The organism is bacterium (assembly GCA_021372535.1).
Taxonomy (GTDB): Bacteria; Latescibacterota; Latescibacteria; order Latescibacterales; family Latescibacteraceae; genus JAFGMP01.
This window is the reverse complement of the sequence record JAJFUH010000046.1, coordinates 1-16,802: the sequence shown is the minus strand read 5'-3', so window position 1 is coordinate 16,802 and position 16,802 is coordinate 1. Positions and strand designations below refer to the sequence as shown.

Annotated in this window: 15 protein-coding genes; 11 read left to right on the top strand and 4 right to left on the bottom strand. The window is 49.2% G+C overall.

The features are described 5' to 3' along the window. On the top strand, positions 1 to 248 hold a 248-nt coding region (locus LLG96_04775), incomplete at its 5' end, for a bile acid:sodium symporter family protein (GenBank protein MCE5249517.1). Positions 249 to 681: 433 nt separating this feature from the next. Here LLG96_04775 and LLG96_04770 read toward each other — a convergent pair. The 4 genes from LLG96_04770 to LLG96_04755 form a co-directional block, all read right to left on the bottom strand. Further along, on the bottom strand, positions 682 to 1,353 hold the full coding sequence (locus tag LLG96_04770) for a hypothetical protein (protein MCE5249516.1): 672 nt from the start codon (positions 1,351 to 1,353) through the stop codon (positions 682 to 684). A gap of 196 nt (positions 1,354 to 1,549) precedes the next feature. Next, complete coding sequence (locus tag LLG96_04765; protein ID MCE5249515.1) at positions 1,550 to 2,302, bottom strand: glycosyltransferase family 2 protein; 753 nt, start codon at positions 2,300 to 2,302, stop codon at positions 1,550 to 1,552. Between the two features lie 142 nt (positions 2,303 to 2,444). Further along, on the bottom strand, positions 2,445 to 3,647 hold the full coding sequence (locus LLG96_04760; protein ID MCE5249514.1) for a PLP-dependent aminotransferase family protein: 1,203 nt from the start codon (positions 3,645 to 3,647) through the stop codon (positions 2,445 to 2,447). A 298-nt stretch (positions 3,648 to 3,945) separates the two neighbouring features. Next, the gene (locus tag LLG96_04755; protein ID MCE5249513.1) at positions 3,946 to 5,253 is read right to left on the bottom strand and encodes a phenylacetate--CoA ligase; all 1,308 of its coding nucleotides are present in this window, start codon (positions 5,251 to 5,253) and stop codon (positions 3,946 to 3,948) included. A 490-nt stretch (positions 5,254 to 5,743) separates the two neighbouring features. Here LLG96_04755 and LLG96_04750 point away from each other — a divergent pair, with 490 nt between their 5' ends. From LLG96_04750 to LLG96_04705, 10 genes are all read left to right on the top strand, one after another. Continuing rightward, positions 5,744 to 6,937, top strand: coding sequence for an ABC transporter substrate-binding protein (locus LLG96_04750; GenBank protein ID MCE5249512.1), 1,194 nt, complete (start codon positions 5,744 to 5,746; stop codon positions 6,935 to 6,937). A gap of 83 nt (positions 6,938 to 7,020) precedes the next feature. Beyond that, positions 7,021 to 7,911 carry a branched-chain amino acid ABC transporter permease gene (locus tag LLG96_04745; GenBank protein MCE5249511.1) on the top strand — a complete coding sequence of 297 codons (891 nt, stop codon included), beginning with the start codon at positions 7,021 to 7,023 and terminating at the stop codon, positions 7,909 to 7,911. Positions 7,912 to 8,159: 248 nt separating this feature from the next. After that, positions 8,160 to 9,128 (top strand): branched-chain amino acid ABC transporter permease, encoded by a 969-nt coding sequence (locus tag LLG96_04740; GenBank protein ID MCE5249510.1) that lies wholly within the window; start codon positions 8,160 to 8,162, stop codon positions 9,126 to 9,128. Then, positions 9,098 to 9,880, top strand: coding sequence for an ABC transporter ATP-binding protein (locus tag LLG96_04735; GenBank protein ID MCE5249509.1), 783 nt, complete (start codon positions 9,098 to 9,100; stop codon positions 9,878 to 9,880). The genes LLG96_04740 and LLG96_04735 overlap by 31 nt, the downstream gene beginning before the upstream one ends. Positions 9,881 to 9,884: 4 nt before the next feature. Next, entirely contained in the window at positions 9,885 to 10,613 is a 729-nt protein-coding gene (locus LLG96_04730) for an ABC transporter ATP-binding protein (protein MCE5249508.1), read from the top strand. Between the two features lie 272 nt (positions 10,614 to 10,885). Beyond that, complete coding sequence (locus LLG96_04725) at positions 10,886 to 12,193, top strand: phenylacetate--CoA ligase (protein MCE5249507.1); 1,308 nt, start codon at positions 10,886 to 10,888, stop codon at positions 12,191 to 12,193. A 204-nt stretch (positions 12,194 to 12,397) separates the two neighbouring features. Continuing rightward, complete coding sequence (locus LLG96_04720) at positions 12,398 to 13,648, top strand: glucose-1-phosphate adenylyltransferase (protein MCE5249506.1); 1,251 nt, start codon at positions 12,398 to 12,400, stop codon at positions 13,646 to 13,648. Between the two features lie 193 nt (positions 13,649 to 13,841). Continuing rightward, positions 13,842 to 15,587, top strand: coding sequence for an indolepyruvate ferredoxin oxidoreductase subunit alpha (iorA, locus tag LLG96_04715; GenBank protein ID MCE5249505.1), 1,746 nt, complete (start codon positions 13,842 to 13,844; stop codon positions 15,585 to 15,587). Positions 15,588 to 15,655: 68 nt separating this feature from the next. Continuing rightward, entirely contained in the window at positions 15,656 to 16,243 is a 588-nt protein-coding gene (locus LLG96_04710) for an indolepyruvate oxidoreductase subunit beta (GenBank protein ID MCE5249504.1), read from the top strand. Between the two features lie 72 nt (positions 16,244 to 16,315). Further along, positions 16,316 to 16,802 (top strand): phenylacetate--CoA ligase (locus tag LLG96_04705; GenBank protein MCE5249503.1); only part of this gene is annotated, 487 nt, incomplete at its 3' end.

Here is a 16,802-nt window from a genome sequence, read left to right as displayed (position 1 = left end):
ATCTGCTGGGCTATTATGTGTGCCGTGCGGTACGTCTCGACGAAAAAACCTCCCGTACGGTCTCTATCGAGGTAGGCCTCCAGAACGGCGGCATGGCGTCAGCACTTGCAATGAACGTACTCAAGAGCGCCGAAGCTGCGCTGGCTTCCGCAGTGTATGGCCCGCTCATGAATGTGACCGGTTCCATACTCGCCTCCTGGTGGCATGAACGTCCTGTAAAGGATAAAGCGCCCCAAAAGAAGAAGTAAATCTGGTTTGTAGCAGCCTGCATGGTTGTATGACCCACGTAAAATGCCGATCAGTCCGATCGGCATTTTTTTATCCTCCCTGCATGCAAACGGGAAGTTTTTTCCCTGACATAACATCATTAATAAGGTATATATGATTAATATATATAATATTAATTTTCTATAAGTTGTATTGAATAATGCCGCACCATTCTTACAGAATTTATGCTGGCATACCTGTTGCGTTATTCAGTTTACCGGATAACTGTCTGTTGTCGATATAGAATTGGAAAGCAGGAGGTATGACTTGAAAAAGCGCGGTAAAGATACTTGTGTATTATGCGGAAGACCGTTGAATATCATTCTCAGAGATAAAAACGGGACAGAAAAACTATGCCTGAAATGTCTTGTCGCTCACTATCCGACTTTACGGGAACTTTCGAAGGTGGTCTGATTACTTGGCGAAAAGCTCCTTGATTTTTCTCCAGGTACTGAACTGGGATACCGGAGGAAAACCGAAAGCGCTGCATGTACCGCCGAGGATGGTGGCGGCATGGTCAATTCTGGCGCTCAACCCCGAGGTCTGATTGAGTGTCTCTATTCCCTCTTTTTCAAAATCTCTACCATTATAGAACACGAACATGATGGAATCGCTCCGTTTACAATTCCCCATATCAAGAATATAATTGAGCCCGCTGCCGCTCGGGATGGTCATGGTCAACGGCGCCCCGGAGGCAAAACGGTAATCCTGCTCAACACGCCCGCTTATCAATACTTCAAAGGTAATATTGATAAAAGGCTGTATTGTTCCGGCCCGTTCGAATGCCGTACTCGCTATATTGAGAATGATACGAATCTCGGCCGGTTTACCGGTCGGCAGCTGCGCAAGAGAGAATGTGCTGCCCCTGAGAGCGTTCATGAGTTCGCTGTATTTAGACTGACCACCCGAAAGGCTGTAATTTTCGATAGTAAACTGCTGGCCGGTCTGGAGTGTTTTTGTAAGAACCGGACCGTCATATATATACGGCTTCAGGAACAGTTTCCAGGTGATTTCTTCAGAATATGCCGTCGAAACGAATACGTTGAACAGCAGGAAAGCACATATGGTGATAAACCGTATTTTCATGGTGTCAGTCGAAGTAATAAAAAAACGTGATGCAACTTAAAACACACATCAACAGGGACTTATGAAAAATAGGCAAAAGAGGGGTCAAAGTCAAATGGTATTTCGCTCAATACCGGGTCACCCGGACAATCCATATGTAATATAATCCGTTATATGCCGGATAAAATAACCGTGTATTAACGTTTATTGTGATGACTCATTCATACCGCGGAAACAGGCGTGAGGCCACCAGCCCCATTCGGGCCAGACGAAAGGTCAGAGCTGTCAACAGGCACCCGAAACCGTACCTGATACTGCGGAAAAAGTTTATCGACGAGGCTTCGGCAAAGTATTTCGTCGGGCAGCTTACCTCGGCAATCGTATAACCGAACCATACCACCTGAGCAAGCATCTGGTTGTCGAACACAAAATCATCGGAATTGTTCACGAGCGGCAATTTCTCGAGCAACTCCCGTGAAAAAGCCCGATACCCCGTATGGTACTCCGACAGTTTCGCCCCCAGCAGCAAGTTCCCCGCGAGCGTGAGAAACCTGTTCGATACATACCGCCACAACGGCATCCCGCCCTTGAGAGCGTATCCCCCGAGAATCCGCGAACCAAGAACGCACGAATAGAGGCCGTTACCGATGAGAGACGCCATCGCAGGAATCAGTTTCGGCGTATACTGGTAATCGGGGTGAACCATGATGATGATGTCACCTCCGTCACCGAGAGCGTGACGGTAGCAGGTTTTCTGGTTTGCGCCGTATCCGCGGTTACGTTCATGGACATAAACAATGGCATCGGGAAGCGAACTGGCTATGGATACCGTTTCATCGCTGCTCTTATCATCGACGACAATAACAAGGTCCACAATCTCCTGTGCCATAACCTCATCATAGGTTTTCCGCAGTGTCTGCTCTGCATTGTAAGCGGGCATCACCACGATGACTTTTTTATTTTTATACATGCCGTTCAGGGTTTATCGGTTTAAGTGACTTGATCCGTGTTCTATTGAGAAAACCGAATAGAACACGGATTCACGCGGATTGAGCAGATACAACAAGGAGTTGGAAAGATTCCACCACAGCCCGGACACGGAAAATCCCGTTCTATTTTACCATCTCTTCCTTGAGGGCAATCGCGATTCTTCTGACCGCTTCGACAATCACATCCTCGTCCGGTCTCGAAAAGCACAGACGGAAATTATTGTGGTGCGTATTGTCGAGGTAGAAGAAATTCCCGGTAAAGTACATGACCTTGTTCCGGGCAGCAGTCCTGAAGAGACTGTCATGATCGATACCGTCCGGAGTTGTCACCCACGAATAGAAACCGCCGTGCGGATAGGTCCATGTACAGCTTTCGGGCATATACTCATCGAGAGCGCCGAGCATGGCGTCACGGCGTGACCGGTATCCCTTGATCAGTTCTTTGATATGACCGTCGAGCCAGTTGTCACGGTGCATCTCGGCAATGACTTCCTGATTGAGCGCGGGCGATCCGACATCGAACATGGGACGGCACATATTCCATGTATCGACGAGTTCGGGCGGAACTACTGCCCAGCCAACGCGGAATCCCGGAGAAACGAGCTTGGAAAAGCTCCCGAGATAAATGACATTATCCGCCGTATCATATGCCTTGACAGCGGTCTGGTCAACATTGTCATAATTGAGCTCGTTGTAAGCATCGTCTTCGATGATGAAGCAACCAAATTCTCCGGCGATACGGGGCAGCTCCTTTTTCCGCTCGATGCTGATGTTGATGCCTGCCGGATTATGATTGTTGGACATAAGGTATATGGCCTTGGGATGTATCCCCTCTTTCCTGAGACGGGCAAGGGTATCCCTGAGTATATCGGTCCTGATACCGTCATTATCGACGGGAACCTCGACGAGATTGAGTCCCCAGTTCTTGATCGAATCAAGCACGCCAAGGAATGTAGGGGCTTCGATAATCAACGTGTCGCCCGGGTCGCAGATCATGCGGAGAACCATATCGCAGGCATTCTGTGAACCTGCGGTCAGCACGACATTTTCCGGCGAGACATCGGTTCCGCGTTTTTTCATACGGTATACAACCGCTTCGCGGCACCGGATCGTTCCCTGAGGGTGACCGTACGGGAATATGATTTCAGGATTGTCTTTTATCAATGAACTGGTTATTTCAACCACTTTTTCAGTCGGATAGGCAGCCGGATACGGAACGCCGGGACAGAGGCTTAAAACACCCGGCTCCTTTGCAAGCCTTAGAAATTCTGAAATATCCGATTTCCTGAGGCCGGAAGCCCAGGACGAATAACGAAGCTGTGACACGTTTTTCTCCTTTCACGCTGATTTATAAACGTACAGTAAAGTACGAAAGAACATGGATATTCACTGTGCAACAATCATTTTTATAATATAATCAAAAAATGCCGAATGGTTTAACAGCTTTTTTCCCTCTCCCGTCAGGAACAAATGAATAAAAGATACGGTATTAATGCTATAAAGCTCATAAATACATATACTTACTCTGTCTCTAACCATTTTTCAATGAATAGGAGAAGGGCACGATAATCTTTAATCGCAACAAGTTCTGCCGGATTTGGCGGGCGAGCAGGCTTATAGTTTTTTATTTCCGTTTATCGATAACCCGTTTGGCTTTCCCGACCGAGCGTTCGATTGTTTTCGGCTCAACGAGCGTCACCTTCGCGCTGATACCGAGCACCCCATGAAGCCGTGAACTCACATGCTCCTGGAAAGCCTTCATCTTTTTCATCTCGTCAACGAACATGCCTGGGGAAACCTCAACGAGCACTTCCAGTGTATCGAGTGTTCCCTTACGATCGACGACAAGCTGATAATGAGGCGCTGTCCCCTCGATTTCGAGGAGAACGCTTTCAATCTGGCTCGGAAAAACATTGACACCACGAATAATGAGCATGTCATCATTCCGCCCGGAAACACGCGTCATACGCCTGAGCGTCCGCCCGCACGGGCAGTCGCCGGGAATAAATCGCGTAATATCCCGTGTACGGTAGCGGATGATCGGCATCGCTTCCTTGGTAAGCGAGGTGAAGACAATCTCCCCTTCCTCACCTTCCGGTACAGGCTCCAGCGTTTCGGGATCGACAATTTCGGCAATAAAGTGATCCTCGGCAATATGATGGCCGTTCTTTTCGAGGCACTCACCGGAAACGCCGGGACCGATTACTTCCGAAAGTCCATAATTATCGGTGGCAGTGATATGAAGCCGGCTCTCGATCTGTTCGCGCATGCTTTCGGACCACGGTTCGCCGCCGAAAAGTCCCCACCGGAGCGAAAGTGTATTGATATCGATGCCTTTCTCCTCGGCAACCTCAGCCATGTGGAGAGCATAAGTCGGCGTACAGACCAGGGCAGTCACCTTGAAATCCTGCATGAGAAGAAGCTGACGATCGGTGTTGCCCGATGAAGCGGGAATCACCGACGCTCCGACACGCTCACAGCCGTAATGGAGACCAAATCCTCCAGTAAAAAGGCCGTACCCGAACGCAATCTGCACCGTATCACCCTCACCTACCCCCGCGGCGGTCACCAGGCGTGCAACGAGCTCCTGCCACATGTCAAGGTCCTTTTTGGTATAACCGACCACGGTGGGTTTTCCCGTTGTGCCCGACGAGGCGTGGATACGGACAATTTCATTGTGGGGAACCGCAAACAGCCCGAACGGGTAGTTATCCCTGAGATCCGTTTTAACAGTGAACGGCAGACGGCGGAGATCATCGAGGGATGCAATATCATCGGGTGTGACATGAAGCTCATCCATTTTCCTGCGGTAAAACGGCACACGGTAATACACTTTCATCACGGTATCCTGAAGACGGCGTAACTGGAGCGCCCTGAGCTCATCATGAGATATGGTTTCATATTTGGGGCTGAAAATTCTGTGAGCTGCCATTGAACCTCCATCAGTATAAAGCGGAATGTTATCTTTTTCCGGAGCGTACGGGAACATACCATCCCGGGTAGTTTATGCCTGAAATGTATTGCTTGTCGAATAGTTAGTCAAGTGCTAACCCCTGTAATACAAAGAAAAAATCGCCCTGTTTTCCGGCTGTTCGGCCGAATGACAAAAATACCCTGTTTTACCTTAAAAAACGTAAATTTTGATAAAAAATTGCCCTGATGAATCATGAGTAACCGGACAGTAATTGAAAATAAACCACGAACAGGCCGAAATACTGTTTTCTATATTTATTTGTTTTATTTTAATTTATGTGTACATAACTTCCGGGGTTCCGAGTAACAGTCATGAAGATAAATATATATTGACTTCACCTGTATGATTATGTATTATCAATGTGATACAGGTCACTAAAATATTTCATTGAGATAGATAGTCAGTGTTTAAACCGTTTGGGTACAACAGTTCAAACGAGGGGGAAGGAATGTATGCACGGAAATTCACGGTGACGGTAGTAATGCTCGCTCTCATTATTATCGTGGCCGTCGGCTGCTCAAAAAAGGAAGAGAAGAAGGCCGAAGCGCTGAAGCCTCCGATAAAAATCGGGGCAATTTTTTCAGTAACCGGCAGCGCTGCCAAACTTGGCGGACCTGAAAAGAACACAGCACTCATGATTCAGGAACAGATCAATGCCGCCGGTGGTGTAAACGGCCGTCAAATCGAACTGATTATCGAGGATGATCAGGGAGTTGAAGAAAACACGGTCAACGCGCTCCAGAAACTGATACACAGCGATAACGTTGTAGCAATTATCGGCCCCACGAGATCGGGAAACGGAATAGCGGCTGCGACGATCTGCGAAGAGGCGCGTGTACCTCTCGTTTCCTGTGCTGCGGCATGGGTTCAGCTTTTCACCGAAAAAGATGTAACAAAACCCATGTATAAATATGTATTTAAGACACCGCAAAATGACTCGGATTGCGCGGTACGTATCTTTGAGGACTGTAAGGCAAAAGGATTCACAAAAGTTGCTATTATTACCGGAACAACCGGATTCGGTGATGCCGGGCGCACCGAGCTGAAAAAGCGCGCTCCCGAATATGGTATTACCATTGTTGCCGATGAAACCTATCCTCCGGATGCCTCCGATCTTACGCCAAGCCTTACCAAAATCAAGGCAAAGAAACCTCAGGCGCTTATAAACTGGTCGATTGTTCCTGCACAGGGTCTTATCGCAGGCCAGGCCAAACAGCTCAAAATGACCATGCAGATTTACCAGAGCCACGGTTTCGGAAATAAAGGTTATATAACCGAAGCGGCCGAAGGAATCCTCTTCCCGGCGGGACGTCTCCTCGTCACAAAAGATGTAGACCCGTCCAACGTCCAATACAATGTCCTTACAAAATTCAAGAGCGATTACGAGACTAAATATGGCGAGGAAGTATCAACCTTTGCCGGTCATGCATATGATGCTCTCTGGATGATCGTAAACGCCATCAAGGCCAAGGACGACACCCGTGACGGCATCCGTGACGGTCTCGAAGCGACCACGAATTTCATTGGTACCGCCGGGGTATTCAATATGAGTCCTACCGATCATTGCGGTCTCAATGCGGATGCGTTTACAATGGTTGTTGTTAAAGGCGGCGAATTCAGACTTGCTGACGCTGTAAAGTAAGCGACCACGGGATTATGGTTTAATTACTCAATAACTCAGGGGAAGGTTCGAATGAGCCTTCCCCGAATTATGCTAAGGATACAATGGGATTAGACAGTTATATCCAGCTTTTCTTTTCCGGCATAACCATCGGCTCGATCTACGCCATGGTAGCTCTCGGTTTTCTCATAATATACAGTTCCACCGGCATCATAAATCTTGCACAGGGTGAATTTGTCATGCTCGGTGGTATGATCGCCGTGACATGTTACCATACATTTCATCTTCCCCTGTTACTCACCTTTGTGGTTACGGTTCTTGCGGTAACTGCCATAGGTGCGCTCTTTGAATTCACCTGCATTCATCCCCTGAAAAACCCGTCGGTTCTCGGGCTCATCATGATCACGATCGCCGCCTCGATTCTGATGCGCGGAATCGCCATGTTCGTGTGGGGGAAAGAGGAGCACGGCATCCCGACATTTTCGGGTGACAACCCGATCCAGGTAATGGGGGCATCGGTTCCCCCGCAGGTCTTCTGGATTCTCGGGGTAATTTTTACCGTTCTGGTGATACTTTTCTATGTTTTCAAGTATACCCTTATCGGAAAAGCGATGCGTGCCACCGCCGCAAACCGCACCGCGGCATATCTCGTCGGGATAAATGTCCGTAAAATCGTGCTTCTGTCGTTTGCGCTTTCAGCCGGGCTTGGTGGTATAGCCGGGGTATTGCTCACTCCCATGACACTCATGTCATTCGAGAGGGGAACACCGCTTGCGCTCAAGGGCTTCTGCGCAACCGTGGTCGGTGGGCTCGGCAACCCGGCGGGGACAGTTATTGCGGGGCTTCTGCTCGGGCTTATCGAATCATTTGTAACAGCACTTATATCTTCACATTACAAAGATGTTATCGCTCTCTTTATCCTTATCGTGGTGCTGTTTATCAAACCGAGCGGTCTCTTCTCGAAATCCGAGGAGGCAAAACTGAAGAAGTTCTGACGGAAATAATAAAAAATAACCACGGAGACACGAAGGTCACGGAGATAAAAAAACCGGGTATCATGTTTAACCCGACTTGTTTGCAACGCGGATTTTCACGGATTTTTATTTTTTAACTAAATCTTTTGTTGATAATTGCTAAAAATAATACAAATAATATGTTATATATATTTGTGTCTTCGTGGTTTAATATTTTAGAAAAATCCGGAGAAACAAACCAAGTTAATTGATTGCGAGTACAGTAAAGAATGGGAAAAAGCAATTATATAAAATGCGCGGCGTTGATTCTGATAATCGGAATACTCCCGGTATTTGTCCATAATCAGTATCTGCTGAGCATTCTCGTGTTCGCCGGAATTTACGCGATTGTTGCAATAGGACTCAGTATGCTCATGGGTTATGCCGGGCAGATTTCTCTCGGTCATGCGGGATTTTTTGCCATCGGGGGATATTCTTCGGCCATCCTTACGAAAATGCATCACTTCCATCCAGTGACCGCCATGCTTATCGGAGCAGGTCTGGCGATTTTTGCGGCTCTCATTGTCGGGCTGCCATCCCTCAGGCTGAGAGGACACTATCTTGCCATGGCAACACTCGGATTCGGCGAAATAATCTATGTGTCGAGCGGCGCCGCAGTCGGGCTGACAGAAGGCCCATCCGGTTTCAGCGGTGTTCCGAGCATGTCAGTCGCCGGATATGTTTTCAAGAGTGAGTTATCGAAATATTTCCTGGTCTGGACTATTGTACTCATTGTCCTGATCGTATCGCTCAACATTATTCATTCACGGGTAGGCCGTGCTCTGCGGAGTATCCACGGCGACGAGACCGCCGCGAATGCAATGGGGGTCAATGTCGCAAGGTATAAAATACAGGTTTTTGTCTATTCTGCCATTCTGGCTTCCATAGCGGGAAGTTTATACGTTCATCATATGCGTTTTGTAAGCCCGACGGGTTTTAATTTAAATAAATCGATTCTTTTCCTGATCATGATCATGAGCGGCGGTATGGGGAGTCTCTGGGGCGCCATAATCGGAGCTTCCATTTTCACACTCCTTCCGGAATTCCTCGGCGTGTTCAACGAATACGATATTCTCATGTACGGAGCCATTTTGCTCGGAATGATGATGTTTCTCCCGGAAGGTCTCACGGGGCTTATCGCAAAAATTACAGGATATTGTACGGCGCGATGGAAAACACGAACAATAAACAACCGATGAGCTTTCTCAAAATCGAAGGACTGTGCCGCTTCTTTGGCGGTGTAAAAGCTGTCTGCGATCTGGATGCATGCATTCAGGAAGGCATCATTACAGCCATGATCGGACCCAACGGCGCCGGAAAAACCACGGCGTTCAATCTCGTCACCGGTCTTCTTCCGGCCTCGACGGGAAAGATTTATTTCCGCGGGAAGGATATTACCGGTCTTCCACCCTACAGGATCGCCGCACTGGGTATAGCGCGTACTTTTCAGAACATCCGCATATTTTCCAATATGTCCGCGCTGGAAAATGTGATGGTGGGCGTTCACACACGAAGCCGGAAGGGAATGTTATCCTCGGCGTTACGGCTACCCTCGGTAAGCCGTGAGGAACGGTTCATCCGTGAGGAAGCCCTGAAAGCGCTCGATTTCGTCGGGCTCGGAGACCTTGCATCGATGAACGCAGGGAACCTTCCATTCGGGCAACAGCGTATTCTTGAGATAGCACGGGCGCTCGCGGCCAAGCCCAGGCTTCTCCTGCTCGATGAACCGGCGGCAGGTCTCAATTCGCAGGAAACCATCAAACTCGGCAGGCTCATCCGGCTCATTCTCGATTCCGGCATTACGGTTTTTCTCGTGGAACATGACATGGAACTGGTCATGAATATCTCCAACTCGGTTATCGTGCTCAACAACGGTATTCTCATCACATGCGGTACACCTTCGGAAGTACAGAAAAATCCAGAGGTTATTGCGGCATATCTGGGAGATTAACGACATGCTCGTCGTAAAAAATCTCGAAGCATATTACGACCGTATCCAGGCCCTCAAGGGAATATCGATCCACATTGCCCGCGGAGAGGTTGTGAGCCTTATCGGGGCAAACGGCGCTGGAAAGACAACGACACTCCATGCTCTGTCGGGCCTTCTCAAGAATATCGGGGGCGAAATCATCTTCGAGGGAAAATCGATACGAAATATGTCGCCGGAAAAAATTGTCACCCTCGGAATAGCCCAATCGCCGGAAAACCGCCTGGTTTTCGATCCGCTCAGCGTGATCGACAACCTCAGGCTCGGCGCATACACACGGAACGATAAAAAAGAAATTTCGCAGGATATTGAATGGGTCCTTGGCCTTTTCCCACGGCTGGCGGAACGGCGCAACAACCTTGCAGGAACGCTTTCGGGCGGTGAACAGCAGATGCTCGCGTTCGGCCGGGCGCTCATGGCAAAGCCGAAGCTCCTTCTTCTCGACGAGCCGTCGACAGGTCTTGCACCCCTGATAATACGGGAAATCTATACGGTTATCGAGCAACTGAAACACGAAGGCAGAACCATTCTCCTCGTCGAGCAGAATGCGAAACTGGCCCTCAAGGTATCCGACAGGGGATATGTACTCGAAACCGGGAAAATGGTGTTATCGGGAACATCGAAGGAACTTGAGCAGAGCCAGGATATTCAGCGCGCTTATCTCGGCAGTTCCGTAGACGGTTTCCTGGGATCGTGATGACGATTGAACGATGATGGAATGAATTCTGCGGGCATTCGGCATTTGAACGTGAACATCAGCACGGAAAACCTGTTATAAGCATTAAAATAAGGGAAAAAGCACAAAAAAAGGAACGGGAATCGGGAAGCACCATCGGTGCAGAAACCCTGGCATGTAAAAAACCTCGGAACAAATAAACATTTTTTCTGCCGGTTGAAGATTCCGTCTCCTTTCTCTGTTTTCTTACAAGCATATACTGCCCGTTACCGCGGTCCAGCATGGAGGTCAATATGGGTGTCTGGAATAAAAATATGGAGATGATCGGCCGGGATGATCTCGATCAGATTAAAATGGAGCGGTTACAGGCCGCGCTGAACCGCGCCATAAACAATGTACCGTTTTACCATGATCTTTTTGAAAAAAACGGCGTTGTTCCCGAAAACGTGCGAAACATCAAAGACCTGGGGAAAATACCGTTTACGACACGGGACGACCTCGTCGAACACCAGCCATACGGTTTTTTTGCTGTTCCGCTCCGTGATGTTCGTCGAATTCATTCTTCATCAGGAACAACGGGACGGCCCGTTGTCGTCGGGTATACCCGTAACGACCGTGACCACTGGGCCGAACTCCTTGCCCGTATTCTCTGCGCAATCGGGATCGATTCGAACGATATTGTGCAGGTTTCATTCGCCTATGGCCTGTTTTCGGGAGGATTCGGACTCGATATGGGGGCTGAGCACATGGGGGCAACGGTGATCCCCGTATCCATAGGAGATGTGGAGCAGCAGATACGGATCATGAGGGATTATCACACGACGTGTCTTTTCTCGACGCCGTCATACGCCATGCAGATCAGCTATTTTATAAAGAAGAAAGGTATCGAAAAACACGAACTGACCCTCAGGAAAGGGCTGTTCGGCGCAGAACCGTGGAGCGAGGATGTGCGGTCACAGATCGAGAAATCGCTCGGTATCGAGGCTTACGATATCTACGGAATCAGCGAACTCATGGGTCCGGGAGTAGCCGGCGAATGTGAATACAAGGACGGCCTCCATGTATGGGAAGACCACTTTATCGCTGAAATTATCGATCCCGAAACAGGCAGCATCCTTGGTCCTCATGAAGAAGGCGAGCTTGTGCTTACGACACTCACCCGCGAATCAATGCCGCTTATCCGCTACAGGACCGGCGACATAACATCCATAAGTCCCGAACCGTGCCGGTGTGGCCGGCCTCATGAACGGCTTGGACGAATCCGGAGCCGCAAAACCGACCTTATCATTATTCGCGGTGTCAATATTTACGTTCGCGACATCGAAGAGTTGCTCAACAGGCTGTTTGAATTCCCGGTGCGATACCAGCTTGTCGTTTCGCGCGATGACCAGGGAGACAACCTTGAAATCCTTATCGAGGTGACCGATAGACTGTTCGGCGATGAAATGAGGAAATACGGACACATGGAATCCACCATCAGACACGTCCTTACGAGCAGGCTTTCGTTCGAACCAGCCGTAAGGTTCGTCGAACCAAGCCATTTCCCGCGGCCCGGAGAAAAATATCCCCGGACAGTCGATTTACGCAATGCCAATCGATAGCGGATACCGGCAGGAATAACCGGGATAATCGCCGGATATGGGACAGATTATATATAAATTGTGTCAGATACACGTTTACGTGAATATTAACGGGATTCCATAAGCGGAGAAGAATCTTGCGAAAACGCTTTTTTGAATATATTATAAACAAAAGGCATCATACGTTTTAAAATTGAAAACACCGGTATAACCATGGAAGAAGCGATTAAAAGAGTTCTCGCGGTGATTCTTGGCGGAGGCCGTGGATCGAGACTTCAGCCGTTGACCAAACTCAGGGCAAAACCCGCAGTCCCCATTGCGGGCAAATTCAGGCTGATCGATATCCCGATATCGAACTGCATCAACTCTCATTTGATGCATATTTACATCCTTACCCAGTTCAATTCGGTATCGCTGCACCGTCATATCTACCAGACATACAAATTCGACTCGTTTTCGACCGGTTTCATCGAGATTCTTGCCGCTCAGCAGACCATGTCGAGCGAACAATGGTACCAGGGCACGGCGGATGCGGTACGTCAGCAGTTTCCCCATCTCCGTGCACGGGATATGGATTATTTTCTCATCCTTTCGGGCGATCATCTGTACCAGATGGATTACAACAAGTTCGTTGACTTTCACCGTGATACGGGTGCGGATGTTACTGTTGCCGTAAAGCCAGTCGCCGCGGACAATGCGAGCGATTTCGGAATTCTGAAGACAGACCGTAATGATCGTATCGTCGATTTCAGAGAAAAACCGTCCCCGGAGGAGCTTAACGGCCTGGAATCGGATACCGATGCCGCTAAACCGTACCTCGCTTCAATGGGAATCTACGTGTTCAACCGCGGAGTTCTCGTACGGCTGCTTACCGGTGAAAAAGGCGATGATTTCGGCCGCCATATCATACCGTACGCCATAAAGCATCTTAATGTAAAGGCCTACAAATTCAACGGATACTGGGAAGATATCGGAACCATCAAGAGCTTTTTCCATGCAAATCTTGCCCTCACCGACCAGTTCCCGGCCTTCGATCTGTACCGGAGGGATCACCCAATATACACGAGGCCGCGATATCTCCCCGCAAGCAAGCTGCTCGGGTGCAGGATATCCAATTCGAGCATCTGCGAAGGCTGCATTATCGAAGAAAGTATTATCGATCGCTCGGTTATCGGTATCCGGTCAAAAATCAGCCCGGGCGTACGATTGAAAAATGTTATCATGATGGGAGCGGACAGTTACCAGTCACTCCAGGAAATCGACGAGGATCAGATGGCAGGCTCGCCGATGATCGGGATAGGAAGAAACACGGTCATAGAGAATGCAATAATCGACAAAAACGCCCGTATCGGTGAAAACGTGACCCTCGTGAACAAGGATCATGTTGCCGAGCATGCGTGCCCGTATTTTGAAGTAAGGGAAGGGATTATAGTGGTTTATAAAAACGCCATTATCCCTTCGGGTACCACCTTCTGATTCCGTGCGAATTCACGGAATCATCAGGAAAAGGCTGGTCGCAACCTTTCACTGATTTGTCCTTGACTTGATGGTGGTTTCTTAACTATTATGTTATAATACCTTACGATAATCAGTGCTCTATTATATACGTATACAGTGAAATCCACCTTATAATTATCGTGAGATTTCGAAAACAGCACAAGGATACCTTATGACCCAGACAAAAAAACTGTTAACCGGAGATGAGGCCGTTGCACGGGGAGCATGGGAAGCCGGTGTGAAGGTTGCCGCAGCTTATCCCGGTACTCCATCAACGGAGATACTTGAAAATATAGCTCATTATGATGAAATCTATGCCGAATGGTCACCAAACGAGAAGGTTGCTCTCGAAGTTGCCGGTAATGCCGCCATTGCGGGAGTGAGAGCAATCGCATCGATGAAACATGTGGGGCTGAACGTTGCCGCGGACCCGCTCATGACACTCTCGTATACAGGTATCGGCCGCGGTTTGGTCATTGTAAGCGCGGATGATCCGGGAATGCATTCATCACAGAACGAGCAGGATAACCGTTATTACGCAAAATTCGCAAAAATCCCCATGCTTGAGCCAGCCGACAGCCAGGAAGCCCTGGACATGACCATGGAAGCTTTCGAGATTTCGGAGACGTTCGATACTCCAGTGCTCATCGTTCTCACCACACGGGTCTGTCACGGGAAAAGCCCGGTAATCATCGGCGAGCGCACAGAGGTTGAGACGAAACCGTTCATCCGCACAACGGCGAAATACGTCATGGTTCCCGGTCATGCCCGTAAACGCCATGTGATTGTAGAGGAGCGGTCGATAAAACTCAGCGAGCTGTCGGAAAAAATCAGGTTTAACCGTATCATTCGGGGAAAGGGAGAAATCGGCATTATCACATCGGGTGTAGCATCCCAGTATGCGATGGAAGTCATGCCCGACGCCGATTTCCTGCTTCTGGGCATGACATGGCCTCTGCCGGAAAATCTCATCAGGACATTCGCGGCGAGTGTAAAAAAACTTTTTGTTGTCGAAGAGCTCGAACCCTATCTTGAAGAACATATCAGGCAGCTTGGTATCGAGGTGACCGGCAAGGAGGTTTTCCCACGGTGCGATGAGCTGAATCCGGAGCTGGTCAGGCAGGGATTGACCGGTGAAAAACCATCGCCGTCACGGATTCCGGCAGATATTCCCATCCCCGTGAGACCTCCCGTTCTCTGTCCGGGATGTCCTCACCGCGGTTTCTTCCATATCGTAAACAAGAATAAGCTCTACGTAACAGGCGATATCGGCTGTTACACCCTGAGCGTCCTGCCGCCTCTCAAGGCCATGGACACCTGCATCTGTATGGGCGCATCCATCAGCGGAGCGATAGGATTCTCAAAAGCGTTCGAGGATCAACCGGGTAAAAGAGTCATAGCTGTGCTCGGAGATTCGACATTCATGCATTCCGGCCTTACCGGGCTCATGGATACCGTGTACAATAAATCGAAGGTTATCACCTGTGTGCTCGATAACCGGACGACCGCCATGACCGGCCATCAGGAGCATCCGGGCACCGGATTCACGATCAAGGGCGAACCGACCCATGCGGTCGATATCGCCGAAGTCGCACGGGCGCTTGGTGTCAGGCATGTCCATGTCGTCGATCCCTACAACCTCGAAGAAACCGACAAGGCAGTAAAGGCCTGCATGGAGCTCGATGAGCCTTCGGTCATCGTGGCAAAAAGAGCCTGCGCCCTTAAATGCAGGAATCAGGATTTTGCCCTTTCCGTGGTCAACCAGGCCCAATGTAAAAAATGCGGCGCCTGTCTTAAAATCGGGTGTCCGGCTATTGTCAAAAAGGGCGATGTAATCATGGTTGACAAAGGAATGTGTTATGGCTGCGGCATCTGCAGGCAGGTTTGTCCGTTTGGAGCGATCGAGGCGATAGAATAACAGCGCTTTTCCATGCATGTGCTGAACAGCCCGGAGAATATGGAACAATAAGATAGACGGAGACAGGAATGAGTAAAGAAACAATCAATGTCATTATGGTCGGAGTCGGCGGTCAGGGAATTATCCTCGCTTCCGAGGTTCTCAGCGAAGCAGCCCTCCGCGCCGGTTACGATATCCGCAAGAGCGAAGTCCATGGCATGGCCCAGCGCGGGGGCAGTGTATCGAGCCATGTGCGCTTCGGTAAAACGGTCCGGTCGCCGCTTATCGAGAACGGTCAGGCGGATATCATGCTCGCTTTCGAAAAGGTCGAGGGCCTGCGCGCGTCCGACATGCTCAGGAACAATGCGACCATTATCCTCAACGATGCGGAAATTGTACCCACTACGGTTTCTCTGGGCATGGGAGAATACCCGGATAACGTTACGGACTCTCTTCGCGGCATGGGATTCAGAATCGTTCCGGTCAATGCCGATCATCTGGCGGAACAGGCAGGCACGGTAAAAGCGGCTAATGTCGTCCTGCTGGCCTCTCTTGCCTCGTTTCTTGATATCGATAAAGAGGTATGGATAGACGTTATCAAGAGCAGGGTACCTCAAAAATATCTCGATATTAATCTGAAAGCGTTTGCATTGGGTTATGAAGCTTCGTGCGCATAAGGTTTTGGTAATACATGAATTCATCATTCTGAAGCGCGGTTGACCAGGATAAAGGAGGGAGGGATACAATCTATGATATGGAATGAAAAGTATGAGTGCATGTCCATCGAAGAACGTAAAAAACTCCAACTCGAACGTCTCAAGTTCATTCTCGGTTATGCGTACGAGCGAATTCCTTTTTATAAACAGTCATTTGACAAGCAGGGGATCAAACCATCCGATCTGAAACAGCTCTCGGACCTTTCGAAATTCCCGACTGTCACGAAAATAGATTTACGCGACAATTATCCCTTCGGCCTGTTTGCCCAGCCGCTCGAAAACATTCAGCGTCTCCATGCATCGTCCGGAACAACGGGAAAACCGATCGTTGCAGGTTATACCAGAAACGATATCGACACGTGGGCCGAGGTTATAGCCCGGACGCTCGCCTGCGGGGACTGCGGTAAAAAGGACGTTGTACAGAATGCTTACGGTTATGGCCTCTTTACCGGCGGTCTCGGTATTCATTACGGCGCCGAAAAGATCGGTGCGACTGTCATCCCCATCTCGGGTGGAAACA

Excerpts from the sequence above, each read along its gene's own strand:
- LLG96_04770 (MCE5249516.1), bottom strand. The coding sequence starts at position 1,353 with ATGAAAATACGGTTTATCACCATATGTGCTTTCCTGCTGTTCAACGTA.
- LLG96_04765 (MCE5249515.1), bottom strand. The coding sequence starts at position 2,302 with ATGTATAAAAATAAAAAAGTCATCGTGGTGATGCCCGCTTACAATGCA.
- LLG96_04755 (MCE5249513.1), bottom strand. The coding sequence starts at position 5,253 with ATGGCAGCTCACAGAATTTTCAGCCCCAAATATGAAACCATATCTCAT.
- LLG96_04750 (MCE5249512.1), top strand. The coding sequence starts at position 5,744 with ATGTATGCACGGAAATTCACGGTGACGGTAGTAATGCTCGCTCTCATT.
- LLG96_04745 (MCE5249511.1), top strand. The coding sequence starts at position 7,021 with ATGGGATTAGACAGTTATATCCAGCTTTTCTTTTCCGGCATAACCATC.
- LLG96_04740 (MCE5249510.1), top strand. The coding sequence starts at position 8,160 with ATGGGAAAAAGCAATTATATAAAATGCGCGGCGTTGATTCTGATAATC.
- LLG96_04735 (MCE5249509.1), top strand. The coding sequence starts at position 9,098 with ATGGAAAACACGAACAATAAACAACCGATGAGCTTTCTCAAAATCGAA.
- LLG96_04730 (MCE5249508.1), top strand. The coding sequence starts at position 9,885 with ATGCTCGTCGTAAAAAATCTCGAAGCATATTACGACCGTATCCAGGCC.
- LLG96_04725 (MCE5249507.1), top strand. The coding sequence starts at position 10,886 with ATGGGTGTCTGGAATAAAAATATGGAGATGATCGGCCGGGATGATCTC.
- iorA (MCE5249505.1), top strand. The coding sequence starts at position 13,842 with ATGACCCAGACAAAAAAACTGTTAACCGGAGATGAGGCCGTTGCACGG.
- LLG96_04710 (MCE5249504.1), top strand. The coding sequence starts at position 15,656 with ATGAGTAAAGAAACAATCAATGTCATTATGGTCGGAGTCGGCGGTCAG.